22 protein-coding genes are annotated in these 15,423 nt (G+C 27.0%); 2 read left to right on the top strand and 20 right to left on the bottom strand.

Annotation, left to right across the window (positions count from 1 at the left end; translation table 11 throughout):
• Window positions 1-27 precede the first annotated feature (27 nt).
• From Q1X91_RS00460 to Q1X91_RS00365, 20 genes are all read right to left on the bottom strand, one after another.
• On the bottom strand, window positions 28-1,251 hold the full coding sequence (locus Q1X91_RS00460) for a hypothetical protein (RefSeq protein WP_300752280.1): 1,224 nt from the start codon (window positions 1,249-1,251) through the stop codon (window positions 28-30).
• A gap of 191 nt (window positions 1,252-1,442) precedes the next feature.
• A complete protein-coding gene (locus Q1X91_RS00455; protein WP_014487955.1) occupies window positions 1,443-1,619 on the bottom strand; it encodes a hypothetical protein in 177 nt (58 codons plus the stop codon).
• A 27-nt stretch (window positions 1,620-1,646) separates the two neighbouring features.
• Window positions 1,647-2,897 carry a DNA circularization N-terminal domain-containing protein gene (locus tag Q1X91_RS00450; protein WP_297285450.1) on the bottom strand — a complete coding sequence of 417 codons (1,251 nt, stop codon included), beginning with the start codon at window positions 2,895-2,897 and terminating at the stop codon, window positions 1,647-1,649.
• Window positions 2,898-4,733: a hypothetical protein gene (locus Q1X91_RS00445; protein WP_300752278.1), complete on the bottom strand. Its 1,836-nt coding sequence runs from the start codon at window positions 4,731-4,733 to the stop codon at window positions 2,898-2,900.
• 10 nt (window positions 4,734-4,743) lie between these two features.
• Window positions 4,744-4,884 carry a hypothetical protein gene (locus Q1X91_RS00440; protein ID WP_014487959.1) on the bottom strand — a complete coding sequence of 47 codons (141 nt, stop codon included), beginning with the start codon at window positions 4,882-4,884 and terminating at the stop codon, window positions 4,744-4,746.
• 62 nt (window positions 4,885-4,946) lie between these two features.
• Window positions 4,947-5,366, bottom strand: a complete 420-nt coding sequence (locus Q1X91_RS00435) for a hypothetical protein (RefSeq protein WP_300752275.1) — start codon at window positions 5,364-5,366, stop codon at window positions 4,947-4,949.
• Between the two features lie 3 nt (window positions 5,367-5,369).
• Window positions 5,370-5,750, bottom strand: a complete 381-nt coding sequence (locus tag Q1X91_RS00430; RefSeq protein ID WP_020003535.1) for a hypothetical protein — start codon at window positions 5,748-5,750, stop codon at window positions 5,370-5,372.
• Between the two features lie 316 nt (window positions 5,751-6,066).
• Window positions 6,067-7,539 (bottom strand): phage tail protein, encoded by a 1,473-nt coding sequence (locus tag Q1X91_RS00425; protein ID WP_300752271.1) that lies wholly within the window; start codon window positions 7,537-7,539, stop codon window positions 6,067-6,069.
• Window positions 7,540-7,673: 134 nt separating this feature from the next.
• Entirely contained in the window at window positions 7,674-8,363 is a 690-nt protein-coding gene (locus Q1X91_RS00420) for a hypothetical protein (RefSeq protein ID WP_300752269.1), read from the bottom strand.
• 19 nt (window positions 8,364-8,382) lie between these two features.
• Window positions 8,383-8,763: a hypothetical protein gene (locus Q1X91_RS00415; protein WP_300752267.1), complete on the bottom strand. Its 381-nt coding sequence runs from the start codon at window positions 8,761-8,763 to the stop codon at window positions 8,383-8,385.
• Window positions 8,760-9,014 (bottom strand): hypothetical protein, encoded by a 255-nt coding sequence (locus Q1X91_RS00410; RefSeq protein ID WP_300752263.1) that lies wholly within the window; start codon window positions 9,012-9,014, stop codon window positions 8,760-8,762. Before Q1X91_RS00410 ends, Q1X91_RS00415 begins: the two co-directional genes overlap by 4 nt.
• 24 nt (window positions 9,015-9,038) lie before the next feature.
• The gene (locus Q1X91_RS00405) at window positions 9,039-10,127 is read right to left on the bottom strand and encodes a major capsid protein (RefSeq protein ID WP_300752261.1); all 1,089 of its coding nucleotides are present in this window, start codon (window positions 10,125-10,127) and stop codon (window positions 9,039-9,041) included.
• A gap of 91 nt (window positions 10,128-10,218) precedes the next feature.
• Entirely contained in the window at window positions 10,219-10,587 is a 369-nt protein-coding gene (locus Q1X91_RS00400) for a hypothetical protein (RefSeq protein WP_297298577.1), read from the bottom strand.
• Window positions 10,588-10,598: 11 nt separating this feature from the next.
• The gene (locus Q1X91_RS00395; protein ID WP_300752259.1) at window positions 10,599-11,675 is read right to left on the bottom strand and encodes a head maturation protease, ClpP-related; all 1,077 of its coding nucleotides are present in this window, start codon (window positions 11,673-11,675) and stop codon (window positions 10,599-10,601) included.
• Between the two features lie 201 nt (window positions 11,676-11,876).
• The gene (locus Q1X91_RS00390) at window positions 11,877-12,104 is read right to left on the bottom strand and encodes a hypothetical protein (RefSeq protein WP_300752257.1); all 228 of its coding nucleotides are present in this window, start codon (window positions 12,102-12,104) and stop codon (window positions 11,877-11,879) included.
• A gap of 16 nt (window positions 12,105-12,120) precedes the next feature.
• Window positions 12,121-12,381 (bottom strand): hypothetical protein, encoded by a 261-nt coding sequence (locus Q1X91_RS00385; RefSeq protein WP_300752254.1) that lies wholly within the window; start codon window positions 12,379-12,381, stop codon window positions 12,121-12,123.
• Window positions 12,382-12,472: 91 nt separating this feature from the next.
• Window positions 12,473-12,766: a hypothetical protein gene (locus tag Q1X91_RS00380; protein ID WP_297285438.1), complete on the bottom strand. Its 294-nt coding sequence runs from the start codon at window positions 12,764-12,766 to the stop codon at window positions 12,473-12,475.
• A 1-nt stretch (window position 12,767) separates the two neighbouring features.
• Window positions 12,768-13,178 (bottom strand): hypothetical protein, encoded by a 411-nt coding sequence (locus tag Q1X91_RS00375; RefSeq protein WP_300752249.1) that lies wholly within the window; start codon window positions 13,176-13,178, stop codon window positions 12,768-12,770.
• Window positions 13,179-13,191: 13 nt separating this feature from the next.
• Window positions 13,192-13,773, bottom strand: coding sequence for a glycoside hydrolase family 19 protein (locus Q1X91_RS00370; RefSeq protein ID WP_300752246.1), 582 nt, complete (start codon window positions 13,771-13,773; stop codon window positions 13,192-13,194).
• 165 nt (window positions 13,774-13,938) lie between these two features.
• The gene (locus Q1X91_RS00365; protein ID WP_300752244.1) at window positions 13,939-14,223 is read right to left on the bottom strand and encodes a hypothetical protein; all 285 of its coding nucleotides are present in this window, start codon (window positions 14,221-14,223) and stop codon (window positions 13,939-13,941) included.
• A 195-nt stretch (window positions 14,224-14,418) separates the two neighbouring features.
• Between Q1X91_RS00365 and Q1X91_RS00360 the strand changes: the two genes are divergently transcribed.
• A complete protein-coding gene (locus Q1X91_RS00360) occupies window positions 14,419-14,715 on the top strand; it encodes a hypothetical protein (RefSeq protein WP_300752242.1) in 297 nt (98 codons plus the stop codon).
• 20 nt (window positions 14,716-14,735) lie between these two features.
• Window positions 14,736-15,377, top strand: coding sequence for a phage tail protein (locus Q1X91_RS00355; protein WP_300752240.1), 642 nt, complete (start codon window positions 14,736-14,738; stop codon window positions 15,375-15,377).
• Window positions 15,378-15,423: the final 46 nt, after the last annotated feature.

Genomic DNA, 15,423 nt, shown 5'->3' with positions numbered 1-15,423 from the left:
TTCATTTATACATTTAAAGTATTTATTTTACTTATTAACATCATATTTTAACCAAGGCAGTTTATTAAATAATTCATTTGTGTTTATATCTGTTGTATAAGATTCTGGTAAAACTAAAGTCATTGTTGTTATATCTCCGCCTCTTACTGTTCTATTTAATTCAAGTTCTTTTATCAAAAAAGTAGTATGCTGCATAATAGCCGCATTTGGAGCATATACAGTGATAAAATCTCCTTTTTTATATAATTCATTAGTTGTATTATTTTTATGTCCTTCTACAACTAAAGTATAACTAATACTATTAGCAAGCATTCTGCCATATTTTACTTTAGCAGAAGTATAAGGATCATAAGTAATTCCTTTTTTTACTTTGCATACAAATATATGAGTTCTTTTTAGCAATATATTAAAAATAGATTTATTATTTCTTAAAGGTGCTGGAAGAATATCATTTCCCATAGGATAATTTCCCATAGTGTCCTTTATATTTTTATCACTGTCTATTTCTGATAAAGCTACTATATTTGTGAAAAAACTTTGAGGATTAAAAGAAGGAGATGCATCTATAAAAGGGTATTTATCTTGTTCTATTATACAGCTTGGTAATTTGCTTATTATTTTATGAAATAATAAATCTCCATTGCTATTATTAGTTATTAAAGTTCCTTCATTTTTTATTAAATCTACTAAAAAATCAAATATTGTTTGTTCTGGTTCTATGGCTACTTTGCTGAATGGTTTAAAATCATATATATTTTCTATTACAGTTTTTATTCCATAAGGCGAACATATTTCATTTGCTATTTCCACTAATGGCATATTTTCAAATTCAAATTTAGAGTTTGCTTCTATAGCAGCTATATTTACATCATTAATTATGGAAGCGGAAGCCGCAACAGTTATTTGTATTATTTTAGAACTTTCTGAAATTGAAGGTATGGAAGAAAGCAAAATACCATTTAATATTAATTCATCATCATAGTAAACTTTACACTCTTTAAAACTTAAAGGAGTAAATAAATCTAAAAACGGATCATGTTTTATATTATTTTTTGATAAATAGTTTTCAAAATATGGAATAGTTAAATCTACTTTATCAAAAGAATCTATAGTTGATACAAATTTAAAATCTATTATTTGATTAATACTATATTCCATAACATCTATATTAGATTTTATGGTTACTCTTAAACCTTTATTAGATTTATTTATAGTATTATTAAATATATTTTCTATTATATTACTAAGCATTGTTAAATAATAATCTAACAAATTATCATTGCAATATAGCTTTAATTTTTGAAAATAAATTGTCAGTAAAACTATGTATCTTTAGTATACACAGCCTACAAGCGAACAGTTTTTTATATATTCAAATAAAAAACTGTGAGCCTGTGTATACTTTAGTATACACAGCCTACAAGCGAACAGTTTTTTATATATTATGGAATAAATAAAATGTCGCCTTCTATTATTTGAGGTAAGCTGTTAATTATTTCTCTAACTGCTAAAAATGAATTTGACTTAATAATTAAATTAATTTTTTGAGTGGTGCCATAATATTGTATTGCTATTTGTTTTAAATCTTCATTCTGTTTTACTAAATGTTTGGAAGGCATAAATATAAAGTTTTACTCCTTTTCAATTTATAAATAATATACTATTTCTTTTCCTTTCGGCAGTATTTCTATTTCCTGTATATTTAATTTATTCAATGATATAAAATCATCTATATTTTCTAAACTTCCATAAAGCTCGCTTACTAATTCAAATATATTTCTATCTTCATCTAATATTATTTTATTTGCAGAAGATAGATTGAAAGCATTATTAACAAGGTAATTTTTAGTTTGTGATATTAACTCTAATATATTATTATAGTCTGATTCATCATCTGTGAAGGATAAAGATTTTATATTATCATCTAACCATCTCTGAATATTATTATAATTATTATTTATTCTATCATTAATTTCTAATGCTTTATCCCTTGTTTTTATTTCAGAATATATGACAGACTGACACATTCCAGCAGCAGCTGTATACATAAAAACTTTATCTATAGCAAAATTTGTGTTTGCTATATTTGCATCATATATAGATTTATTATATTTAGTTTTTAATTTTGGATTAATTAGGTTTTCAAATATATCAAGTTTACTGCTTACATCATAATTAGGTATTTGAGCAGGAATAAGCATAGCACTCATAAGCATATTTATTGCATTAATGGGCTTATTTCCTATTTCATTTATTGTATCTATAAATGAATCATTTAAAAGTTTTAATATACTGTCATAATCATCATTTATGCCTGCTATATAAGATATTTGATTAAATACATCTGTAAAAGACTGTGTTGCTATATCTCTGATTGTTATAAGTTCTCCAACAGAGGTGACTGCAAAAGTTTTAACAAAATTAAATGAAGCATATTGAGCATATACATCAACACAATTTTGTATTTTATCAATTATATTAGATATACTTCCTAATAAAGAATTATCAGTACGTATATTATCTTCTATAAATATTATTTCAAATATGCATTGATTAGCATTATTGACTATACCATCATTTCTTTTTATAGTTCCAAAAGGTACTACTTTTTTTATACCATATTTAGGGTGAATTAATGTTCCTCGGCCTTTTTCTTTTAATGCTTTAATAAATCTGTCAGCTTCCAAGTCATAGTTTTCACCGCAAAATATTATATTGAGAGGATATCTGTTTTCTCCGACTCCCATATCCTGAACATAAGCACCATCTATATCAGGAAAAATAAAAGATGTTGTTTTCTTATCAAATTCATAAGAAACATCTTCATAAAGAAAATTAAAAGGTATGCCGCTTGGAGATATATAACTTGCTTCTAATAATCTATCTTCCCAAGACATTTAAAAAGCTCCTGAAGGCTTGAAAGTGATATTAGGATTTTTTGTATTAATAGGTCTTGTCATTTTTGCTTTTCCTGTAGTATCTCTTATTTCTACAATTCCTTTAGTTGTATTTTCTATAGTTTTAGTTACATTTGCTCTTTCTTCTTTTGTTGTAGGTGCTACAAGAGAGCTTTTTATATCATTCATTTTTTCAGATAATCCGCTTGTTATATTTCCAACTAATGGTATTTTAGAAATTAAACCTAATACATTTTGTAAAGGAGTTATTAATAAAGCTATGATTCCTTTTCCAATTTCTATTAAAGCACTTTTTATTCCATTCTCTTTGAAAGCATTAACAACATTTTTCCATACGGCAAGCAAAGTTCTAACTAAATCTATGCCGATTTTAAAAGGCATTATAAAAGCCTGCAGAAACCAAGGAGCCGAATCTATAAACTCATATATTTTATTAAAAAGATTGTCTAAAAAATTGAATGCTGTATTTACAAAATTAATAACAGCATTTTTAACAGTGTCCCAGTTCTTTATTAAAATATATATTAATCCTATTAATATACCTACTGCTATAATTATTATACTAATTGGATTAGCAGCCATTATTATATTAAAAGCCATTTGAGCAATCGCAGCAGCAAGCATAATAGTTTGATATGCTTTAAATGCAGCAACTATACCTAGTATAATAGGAATAAAAGGTTTTAATACACTAATTATTGTAATAGAAGTTTTTATTAAATTAAACATGAAATTAAGTATAGTTTTAAAATCAATTTGTTTTACAAAATGAAATATATGGGAAACTATATCTTTTACCTTATTAAATATTGAATTGAAATCTATCTGTTTTATAAAACTAATAATATCAGATATAGTATTTTTAATATTATTGATTATATAGTCAAAATCTATTGAAGATACAAATGTTTCTAGTTTTGAAGCAATATCTTCTACATCTATACTTTGTATAGCTTTTAAAATAGAAGAACTTATTTTTATTAATCCCGGTAAAAATACACTTCCTAGTCTTGCCAGTATTTGACTTATAGTAGTTCCTATAACTCTTCTTTGATTTGCCAGAGAATTATCCATAGTTCTTAAAAAATCTCCCTGAGCATCTTTACTGGCTTTCATTAAATATTTATATCTGTACATAGTTTTTTCTGCTGATGTAAGAGATTTCCAATCAATATCAAATGCTTCTTCAAGATTTCCAACACTCATATCTATACCTAATGCTTTTAAAGGTTCTGTTTCTCCGCTTATTCCAGATTTTATTTTCTCAAAAGCATCTTCAATATCTAAATTATAAAAACTAGCCATATCTCCAGCCAATGCTGACATATTTTGACTCATAGTAACTAATTTATCGCCTGCAATTCCGCTGCTTTTCATCATAGCACCTAATGTGCTTGTAAACTTTTTAGCTTGAAGCTCTGAAAGTCCGAAAGACTGTAAGGCTGTTTTGGACCATTGATTTATTTTATCAGCATTTTTTCCAAATGTAACATCAACTACGTTTTGAACTTCTGTTAAATCGCTTGCTAAATCTATGGCATCTTTGCTTATTTTTATAAAAGCAGCACCTGCTACACCTGCTGCTACTGATGAAGCTATGCCTATTTTAGCTGTAATTTTTCCTATACTTGATACTGCTTTTGAAACATTTTTACTAAAATTATCTTTGAACTTTAATGCTTCTCTTTGTGCTTTGGCAAAGTCTGTCTGTATAGAAGCTGATAATTTATTGCTTGACTTTTGCATATTCCTAATAGGGGCTGTAAATTGATCTATAGCTTTAAATACTGCTTCTATACTATATTTGCTTGCCATAAAAAACCTTTCATTTTTTTAGTTTAGATATTTCTTTTTGTGTTTCTATCAAACTGCTTATTAATGGATTATAAAAAAATTTTATCTGTTCTATAGTCATATTTTCTATATTGGGTAATGAACTATAATCTGAACATATTTGCAAAAGCATAGTGCATATTCCTGATACTCCTAATACTTTTGTTTCTCTTGCGTTTTTAGCTATTATAGAACTTACCCTTGTATAAAAAGTATCATAACAGCTTGTAATAATTTACTGTCTGCTCCGTCTAAATTGGATATAAATTTAGGATCTCTTCCTATCATATTTCCTATTACAGAATACATCTTATGGACATTTTCTTTTTCTTTATAATTATCCATAGACATATAATCAGCACCTTTCAAACGTCTTATTTTTAATTCTTCTCCTGATTTCTCTGAAAACTCTGATACAATATACTTTAAAGTTCTATCTTCTTTATTGATAGTGAGTCTTCCCTGCATAATAGCTTTAATAATTGTGTTTTTTTGTTTCTCAAAGCCTTCTTTATCTTCTTCGCTCATTGTAGAAACATCATTATCTATGTCCCACATTTCGCAAAAGTCATTAAACTCTATTTCTGCAGTTTTTCTTTCTATTTTTATTTCCATAAATTATCCTTGTTTTTCAAATGTTCCCTGAAAACTTACTGTTTTTGTTTGTTCTTTTTTAGAAGTATAAGCATCTCCGACTATTTGTCCTAAACCGCTGAATACATCTCCGTTTATAGTAGTAAATGATATTTGTACAAACTCATGTTTGTTCATTACATTTTGTAAAAATTCTTCATCGCCTCTGCTGTCATCTATAACTATAGGTATATCATTCAATTCAGAAGGTTTTATTGATTTTACAAGTCTTTGAGTACCATCTCCATTAGGTTTAACTTCATTAGTAAAACCTCCCGGAAAGAATTGAGCATCAACTTCTCCATCTACTCCGAAGTTTCTGCCATCAATATATATTCCTTTAATAGGTCCGCCAACTCCTGCCATATTTCCTCCTATTTTTGCTAATAAAAATTGTTCGCTTTAACTAGTCTGTCAAGTAAACTTGCCAGATGCTCACAATTTTTATCATTATCTTTTTAATATTAAAAATATTATTTTTTATTATTGTTATACTCGCCTCAACCTATAATCATCAAATAAATAAATTTATTTGCTGGCCTCGGCTCGTTCTTTTATTATTTTTATACTTGCCTCAGCCTATAATCATCAAATAAATAATTTTATTTGCTGGCTTACCCAAAGGGTACCTACTCGGTCGGCTCGTTTTTATTGTTGCTAATAAAAATTGTTCTATCTATTATTATTTTTCTAAATATACTCCTACATATATATCTCCGCTTATTATTTCAACATTGCCAGATATTTTTACTGGAAATGTCCAATTAATTCTTTTAGGATTTTGTTTATCTATAGATGCTGTTATATTTGCTTTTGTGAACTCTTTATCACTAATAATTGCATTTTTCTCCAAACTGTCAGCCAATGTCATTAAAGCAGCCTTAGCATTCTTAGGCTGTTTGGCTGTAGGATTTTCTGTTACAGCTGAATCAGGCAATAGTGGAGCACCTTTCCATTCATCACTTGCAAATATTAATTCACAGTTAAATAATACGTTCATAATTTTTACTAAATCACAAACATATTTATAAACTCCTATATCATCATTAGCAGGGTGATAAAATGTAACTATATCATTTAATACAGCTGTATTTCCTACTTTAATATTTGTAGAGCTTCCTAATTTAACTGCATTATTTCTTACTGTATAATCTTCCTGTTCTTCATCTTTTCCAGCTTCAAGCTGAGTTAAATATCCTTTATAATTTTGAGGAGGATTATTATTTGCCGTACTAACAATATCTTTTGCTAATCCTCTTGCCGCTATGCAGAAAGGTAATTCTCTGCTTCCTACACTTGTAATTAAAAAGTTTATTCTATCTGTTATTTGAGCATCTCCATTAGTAATAGCTGTTCTAGTATTAAAATCATCTGTACAGCCATTTGCTACTAAACAAGGCTTTCTAATTAAATTATTCCATCTTCCTTCACCAAAGTTTCTATATTTAGATAATGTATCTTCATCATCATAATTTAAAAGATTTAATATGAATGTTTCCCATACTTCTCCTATTTTATTTAATGCAGTATCTACATCAGGATTTAAAGCACCATTAGAAAATTTAGTAATTGAAAAAGTAAGTCCTTTAACTATTGCTTCGCTTATATCTATACTTATTTGATTACCGCTTTCTCCTTTCCATTTAGCAATAATAGGAAGTTTAGAATCAGATATTTCTCCAGTAGTTACAGGCATTTCTAATACACTATCTATAGAAGTTTTTATCTTTGTTAATACAGAATCTGCATTATCTCCTTTAGATACTAAAAATTGACAAGCTATTCCTCCTATATATATTTTTACAGATTTTTGTTCTGCTGCATTTCCTGTTACTGTTATTTCTCCATTAGCAGCTGCTGAACTTTCTTTGTCTGTAAGAGGGTATATAGTTACTGGAATACCGCCTATACCGTCATTATTTGTAGGAAAAAGCATTCTGCATGCAAGATGTATAGGAGAACCATATCCGTATTTTTCTGCTACATCTCCTAAAGTTGTTACTAAATATTTATCTAATGTATATTGTGCATTTGAATTTCCCTGTCCTATAATTGCTATTCTTTGAGGTAAAAACACAGCACTTCCTACATTAAAATTACGAGGTGTTACATCTATACCTAAAACTCTGGATAAAGCACTAACATCTACACTCATATAAATATCTCCTATTATTGTTATGTTCGCCTACATCTATTAGTATCAGCATAATAAATTATGCTGATGGTTTCGGCTCACTTATATAATTTGTATTAAGTATTATTTACCTTCTATTATATTGTTATGTTCGCCTACATATTAGTATCAGTTGTTGGCTTACTTATATAATTAGCATTAAATATCACTTTGCCTGTATCATTTAATAAACATTCACCTATTATGCTTTCCAATACTACAGGATCTTCTTCAAAAGAATGTTCAGCATAATCAACAATTAATGTTAATCTGCAAACTGCTACGCTTTCTGAAGAATTAGAATCACTATTTTGAGTCAATTTTTCTCTTTTTGTGATATAACGTCTTACTACTAAACCTTCTAAACCTAAACATAAATATCCGCTATACATTAATATATTTCTTATTATAGTGGATATTCTGTCAGCCTCTTTGCTTGAAGCCTCATCTGCATTTTCATCAAAACTCTTATTTTTAAAAGCATAACAATCTATATAAAAAGTACCCTGCGATTTTTGTCTTACAATATTCATACTTCCTGACTGTGTGAGATTATCGCTTTCAAATGTAATATTAACTAATGGCAAAGCACCTTTTTCATCGCCGTTTATTTCATTAGAATAAATTAGCCAAGGATTTATTCTTTCTACATAAATATCTATATTATATTTGTTATCATCTTTTCCTTGTTTTTTGGCTAGTTTCTTTTGATTTTCAAGCTCATATTTTAATATACTAGCTATCTTTAAACGTATAATTTCAAAAGTATCTTTCTTATCAATTAGTTTATTTATTATTGCATTCATATTAATTGTTATGCTTCATTTATTCTTTTATAGGTATTTTATCAATTTTCATAATTTCAAGAACTAAATTATATATACCTAAAGTTCTGTCCGGTCTTATCTGCTTTATTGAGAAATAAAATTCTTCATTATTAGTATTTATATAGCTTAGAATCCAATTTTTAGAAGGATAGGCAAAACCTTTATTTTTCAAAGTTTCTATACAGCATGTAATTTCTACCTGTCTTGAAGATACTCCAGCCATAGTATTAGTATCTAAAAAAAATCCTATATCAGAAACATTGCATATAATAGATTCTATTTTTGTACCGTCATTAAATTGGAACTCTGTACCAAAACCATTATTAATATCTTCTAATGTAAATCTTAAATCTTTTTTAGCTTGCTCTAGCAGATTCAATTTCTTTTAGCTCCCATATTTTTAGAGTATTTCTTTTCTTTACTTTCTTCTTCTGAAATAGTATTATTTTCTTGCTGACTGCTTGTTTCTGTATTATCATCTTTTTTATCTTCTTCTATTTTCTCTATAATTTTAGCATTCAGCAATTTTTCTGCATTTCCGTCTAATAAACTTTCATCTATTTCTTCAAGCTCATTTATAATACCTTTCCTAGTAGAAATTGCTTTACCTTTACATATCCTATATCTCATTTAACACTCCTTAGTTCAATAAAATCATACTGTTGTTTTTATGCATCCGAAACTATCTAGTGAAACAGGAATTAAAAGCGGTCTTGTAGATATTTCAGCAGATAAACTATCAGCTGGTTCATTAAGCCAAGCTCTTATTGTGTATGCTCTGTTTTCAAGATTCATATAACTAGGTATTATACTTTCTAAGCGAGGATCTACTCCAGTTATAGTAGATGATGTGCAGTATACTTTTCTGAAATCACAATTAATACTTTCTGAATCAGGTATCATTATAACTTTATCAGGATCAAGGAAATTAACATCTTTTCCGCTTGCATTTGTATAATATCCTTCATAACAGTAACATCTAAATCTATTAGTACCTATAAGAAGCTCACCTAAATAATCAGCATCATCATATAAATATTTAGGATCTACTATTCCTACATTAGCATTTCTAAGATTCAATTTGTCTTTTACTTTGGAGTTATTGCAATAATTCTCCCAAGCATTAGATCCGAATATAATATTTACAGCTCTTGTTTTTCCATCTTTTAATATTTCTTTATAAAGATTGGATATATCTTTGTCAGGATCTGAATTAGTATAATCAGACCAAGCAGTCGATACTGTAACTATATGGCTTGCTTTAGGCTTATAATCTATCTCATAAACATTGTTTCCTTTATCATCTTGCAATGTTAATTTTCCAGTTTGGAATATTTGAGAAGCCTGATATTCTATATTTCTTGCTATTGCCAATTCGCCTTCACGCATTTTATCCATTATTCTTGACTGTAAATCTGCTATATATGGAACATTTGCAGATGCATAAGGATCTAACCCAAATACTTTTGTATCTATATCTTCTGCTGTTATATCAAATCCTATGGCTACTTTAGGCGGAGTGAACTCTTTTTCTGTATATTCTGTTCTTATTAGTTTTGCAGAATGTTCTGATAAAGCAGTAACAACTGTTGCTACTTTTGAAGAACTTCTCATTATATCTATTTTTACTTTCCCAGCACTTACTATATCTCTTGGTGTTGTCTTAAACCATTTACTTAAAAAAGGATTAAGAACTTGTCTTTCTTTATATGACTTTAAAAAAGCCTCTCTAATATTTGGCATGTAAACTCCTATTGCTGCTATACTCGCCTCAGCTTATAACTGTTAGCTTTAGCTCGCTTTTTATATTCACTTCTATAATATTTAAAAATTATTACTTTCCTATCTCTATGTAACTTTCTAAATATATAGAATACATTCTTAATTTGTCTTTTATTTCTGTTGTGATTCCAGCTCCTGCTTCTTGACCTTTTAAAATTACTCTGTTTATATCAGCACTTCCAGAAAGCATTACTCCTACAGGATAATCGCCTGCTTCTGTTTCTTCTACATCATTTAAAGCTATGCCTACTGGATCGCTTGAACCTGTTTCATAAGGTTTGTATTTGTCGCCGTTTCTCATTAATATAGTGCCTTTTTTAATAGGGCTTGAAGCTTCAAGAGTAACTAAAGCTGTTTCGCTTTTTAATACATTTCTTATTACTCCATCGTATGATATTTTTTCTTCGTTGATATTACTCATTCATATACTCCTTATCTTTTAGGATTATATTTGTTTAACTCTTTCAAGTATTGTTCTTCTAATGCCTTATCTTTATCTTCTTCTGAAAGCATATTAGTATTTTCAGGATTTTCCTCTATATGCATATTAAGTATATTTTTACTAAGCTGAGCACTATGATACTCTGCTAAAACTTCATCATCACTAATAGAGGCTCCGTTTTCTATATAGGAAATGGATTTATCTATAAGATTGCTTGCCTTTCCTAATTTTATATGAGCCATTACTCTTTTCCTTTCATGTTCTATTCCAAGATTGAACACTGTTTTATATAATTCTGGCTGCTGTTCTTTTAATTCCTGTAAATCCATAATTTTCTTATCCTCTTTTTTTATGTTATTATTTTCTGATGTATTAATGAACTCTGCTGTTTTTGTGATATTATTACTGCTGTTATTTAAATCATTATTTTCATCATCTGTATTTACTGCAAGAGCTAGAAAAGCAACCGCTTTTTTCAAGTCATCTTTAGCCTTGTTGCTTTCTGACATTTTATTTATGCAGGAATATATTCTATTTTTGGCCAATATATATGCTTCTTCCTTATTAGAAACTTCTCCATTTCCATTACTGACAACTTCATCTGAAAAGCCTAATATTTCCTCGCCATAATAAAATGTTTCATTGTCCATCAGTTTTCTTATTTCATTAATATCTATATTTAATTTTTTAGAATATGCTTTTGCTATTATATTTGTTAATGCTTCTATTTCTTTTGCTTGTTTATTAAGTTCTCTGTAATCTCCGCTTGTAGAAATGCTTACATTATGAATCATAAATACAGCATTATCGTAACTTATGATTTTATCGCCTGCCATAGCTATATATGAAGCTATAGAAGCACATAAGCCTATTATTTTAATAGTAACTTTACCTTTATTATTTGAGTATTCCTTTATTAGATTATGTATTTCTATACCTGAAAATACAAATCCGCCCGGAGATGTAATTTCTATTTCTAAATCTCCATTCATATTTTGAGTAAGATTTCTAAAATCTTTTGAAGTAAAATCCCAGCCTATTATTCCAGATATAGATATTTTGTTCATTATTATTATGCTCGAACTTGTCAAGCCGTAAAATAAATTTGCCAGCTTGCCAAGTTCTTATTCCTTTATTGTTGTTCAATATTTAATGGTTACTACTTTATCAACTAGGTATAAATAAATTCATATCTAGTTTATTGAAGTATGTTTATAATATAAAACGGTGTAAAAAGATTGCAATATAGATAGCATTTTTAGGCATTTTTATTTATTATAAAAATAATTTGAAGATGTATTTATTTTATACCATTCCTGCCATTCTGATATTTTTTTCAAGCTGTTTTGATATTCTTTTATTAAATCTTTTTGTGTGATCATATTTGTATTAGGATAATAGAAGGCAGGTGGATTAGATAACGGTATAGTTATATATTTTGTAGATTGGCAGCCCATCAGGAATAAAGTTAAGATAAATATAAATATTTTATTCATAATTAACGGCCTTATATTATTTTTTATTGCTTGCTATTTTATAATAATTTTCTATGCTTGTATTCAAAGCTCTTAATTCATTTTTTGTAAGATTTTTATTTTCTATTTCATTTATTAAATTACTGCTGTTTTTAAAAGTTTCATTTATGTATATCTGTCTTTTTTCAAAGTTTATATTTTTTAAAGCAGTTATATTTGATATTTCTATTTTTGCTGTATATATTTCTTTTTCTAAAGATTTTATTTTTTTATCTTTGGTTTTTATTGTATAATTCAAAAAACTTATATATCCAAATATAATTCCTGTAATTAAAAAATATATAAAATATTTTGATTTCAAAAAACTTAATAGTTTTTTCTTAAAAAAATTAATTATTATGCTGATTATTACTGTCATTTTCTTTATAATTTTCTTTGTAATTATATTTTGCCTTAAAGAAATTATTTATAATAATGCTCAAATCAGTTGTTCCTGTAACTAAACTTGCTCCCCACATTACTATAACTATTGCAATAGATTCATTATAGTTAGGAAATCTTTTTTGAGTTATCATTATGAAACTTGTCATAATAATTCCAAAAGCAAAAGCTCCTACACTTGTAAACCAGCTTGTTTTTTTACCCAAGCCTTTAGAATCTAAAAAACCAAATAATTTTTTCATGTTACTTTCCTATGAAATGATTGGTAAAAAAATATATTGTACCTAATATAGTACCCAATGCTGTAAGCACTCCTGCCAAAAGCAATATAAAATTTGCAGCTTTTTTTATTTTTGTACTTGTAATACTATCATCTATATTTTTTTTAATCTCTTTCATTTCATTAATAATTTTTTGCTGTTCTTCATTATTTACTTTAGCCAAACTTTCTAATTTTTCTAATCTATAATCTATTTTTACCATATCCTCTGATAGATTATCTAAATATTTTTCATGAGAATCTAATTGTTCTTTAATTTCTTTCATAGTATTAATTAAACCATTGCCGTTTGAACTGCCGTCTTCATTTATTCCTATTCTATGACATATACTAGCTGTTCTTTTATCTAAATCACTTATAGTTGTTCTTGGCATATAATAAAAATCCTTAAATATCTTTGATTAATTCAAAACGTCTTATCCTATCCTGAAGCCCGTTATATCCGCCGTTAATCTTTTTAGTAATTTCTTTAATATCTCTTATTCCAATTAAGCCTCTATTTTTATAATAGCAGCATGCCGCTTCTGAAGCTGCATCTTTTTCTAATAATAAATCAGGATTGTTAATTAAATCTAAACCTGTCAATTTTGAATATTTACTATAATTGTTTCTTCCTGTAAGCTGAATTATACCTCTGCCTATGAATTTATATCCGTCTCCTGCATTTATATTGCCTAAATCTTTTCTATTGCCGTAAACTAATTCTGCTATAGATTTCCAGCCTTGAGAACATATATTTTCAGCATTTTCTAATGTTTTTACTTTAGACGGAAAAACTTCTAAAAGTCTTTTAGGAGAATATTTAAAACTTTCTTTTAATACGGTAAAATTCTTACTTTCATGACTGGTTTGTGCTAAAAACATTTTTATATCATATTCATCAGTAATAGAGTATTTACTAAAACATTTTTCTAAATATGGAAGCCATTCAAGATTAATTTCTAATTTAATTAAATATTCTTTTATCATATTACAAACTCCGAATATATTTTATTAATATAAATTAGAAATATTTTAATGCAATATAGTTTGTTTTTTGAGATGATATAATTACTAATAAAAAATGGTAGAAATTTATTAAGATCAAAATTTCTACCATTTTAATTTTTTAATAATTACATTTAATAGTTTTATTTATAATTCCTCTTTTTCTGAATAACTATATGAAAAATTATATGATTTTATTGTTAATTTATTATTGTCATCAGATATTATAATATCTTTAAAATCAACGTCTTTGAATATAGATTTTATTTCATTTTCAAATTGAGCTTTATTATTTGTTATAATACCTTTATATCTTAAAATATTTGGAGTAATATTTTTTAATCTTATTTCTAAATCAATATCATTCTTAATTGGAATATCAGCAAAACCATAACCTTCAAGATTATTATTTGTTATTGTATATGTTGCCATTATATTCTCCTTTAAAATTATTATATTGATAATATATATAAAGAAATCCTTGTAAAAGTCAAGCTAAATTTATTTTTTAATAATACTATTTTATAATATATTAGTTTATATATTTTTTAGTAATATTAAATTGTATCTTGAATTGAAATTAAACTGTGCTAATATTTAGTAAGGTCTATTGAATATTTTAATTTTTTGTTAACATTCGGTTCATTATCGGAAGAAGGTCGTTCTAGTGGTATTCAGGGTGATGCTATTAGAAATATTCATGGATCTTTAACTTGGGTATATGACACAGGCTCAGGTTCAATAAATAATTCTTGGGGAGCATTATATTGGAATAAAAACGTCGAAAATGCACACAAAACGATAATTGAACCATTTAGTCCTTCCACAGGTGGAATCAATTTAGATGCTAGTAAAGTAGTTCCAACTGGTTTGGAAAATCGTACGAAAAATAGAAAAATTAGAATATATAAAAGAATAGCTTAATTTTTATAGGAGTATTATATATGAATATAGTAATTTTTAACAATAATAAGGTAAAAGAGATTATTTCTACTGATGAAAATATTGAAATAGCACTAAAAAAGCTAAAAAATCAAGGTTTTATTGGTGATAATGATGAATATAAGGTCTTTGATAATGTTCAAAATATGGGCGTAAAAGATATTAGAGCTATTAAGAATGATGGTTCTGTAATGAGTATAGAAGAACAAATTGAAAATAAAATATTAGTTTTAGAAAAAGATGAAGAAATAAGAAACGGACAAATATATAAACTTGATAAAAACATACAAAAGGATTTAATTAAATTAATAGAATTAGGCATTGAAGAATTAGAGTCTACTCAAAAAATAGAAATATCTGAAGATGGTACAAAGTACATAACAGAAAAATCTATGGAAGAAAAATTAAGAGAAAATCTTATAACTCAGGAAGAATATGATAATTATATAATTCAAATAAGACAAATGCAATATCGAACTAATTTAGATGGAGCCAGAGCAGAACTTTTGGACAGTGTTTTAAGTAATTTATCAAATCAAGGTCTTTTAACAGAAGAACAAAAAACACAATTAGATATGTTAAATAATAAAAGGATAGAAATAAAAGAATTAAATCCTAAATCTGATATTTTATTAAATGCCTAATTTGGTATAAAAAAGCCCTATAAATTGATAATTTCATATTTTATAG

It is taken from the genome of uncultured Brachyspira sp. (assembly GCF_949287625.1).
GTDB lineage: Bacteria > Spirochaetota > Brachyspiria > Brachyspirales > Brachyspiraceae > Brachyspira.
The sequence above is the reverse complement of the archived record's forward strand: the minus strand, read 5'-3'. Positions and strand labels throughout refer to the sequence as shown.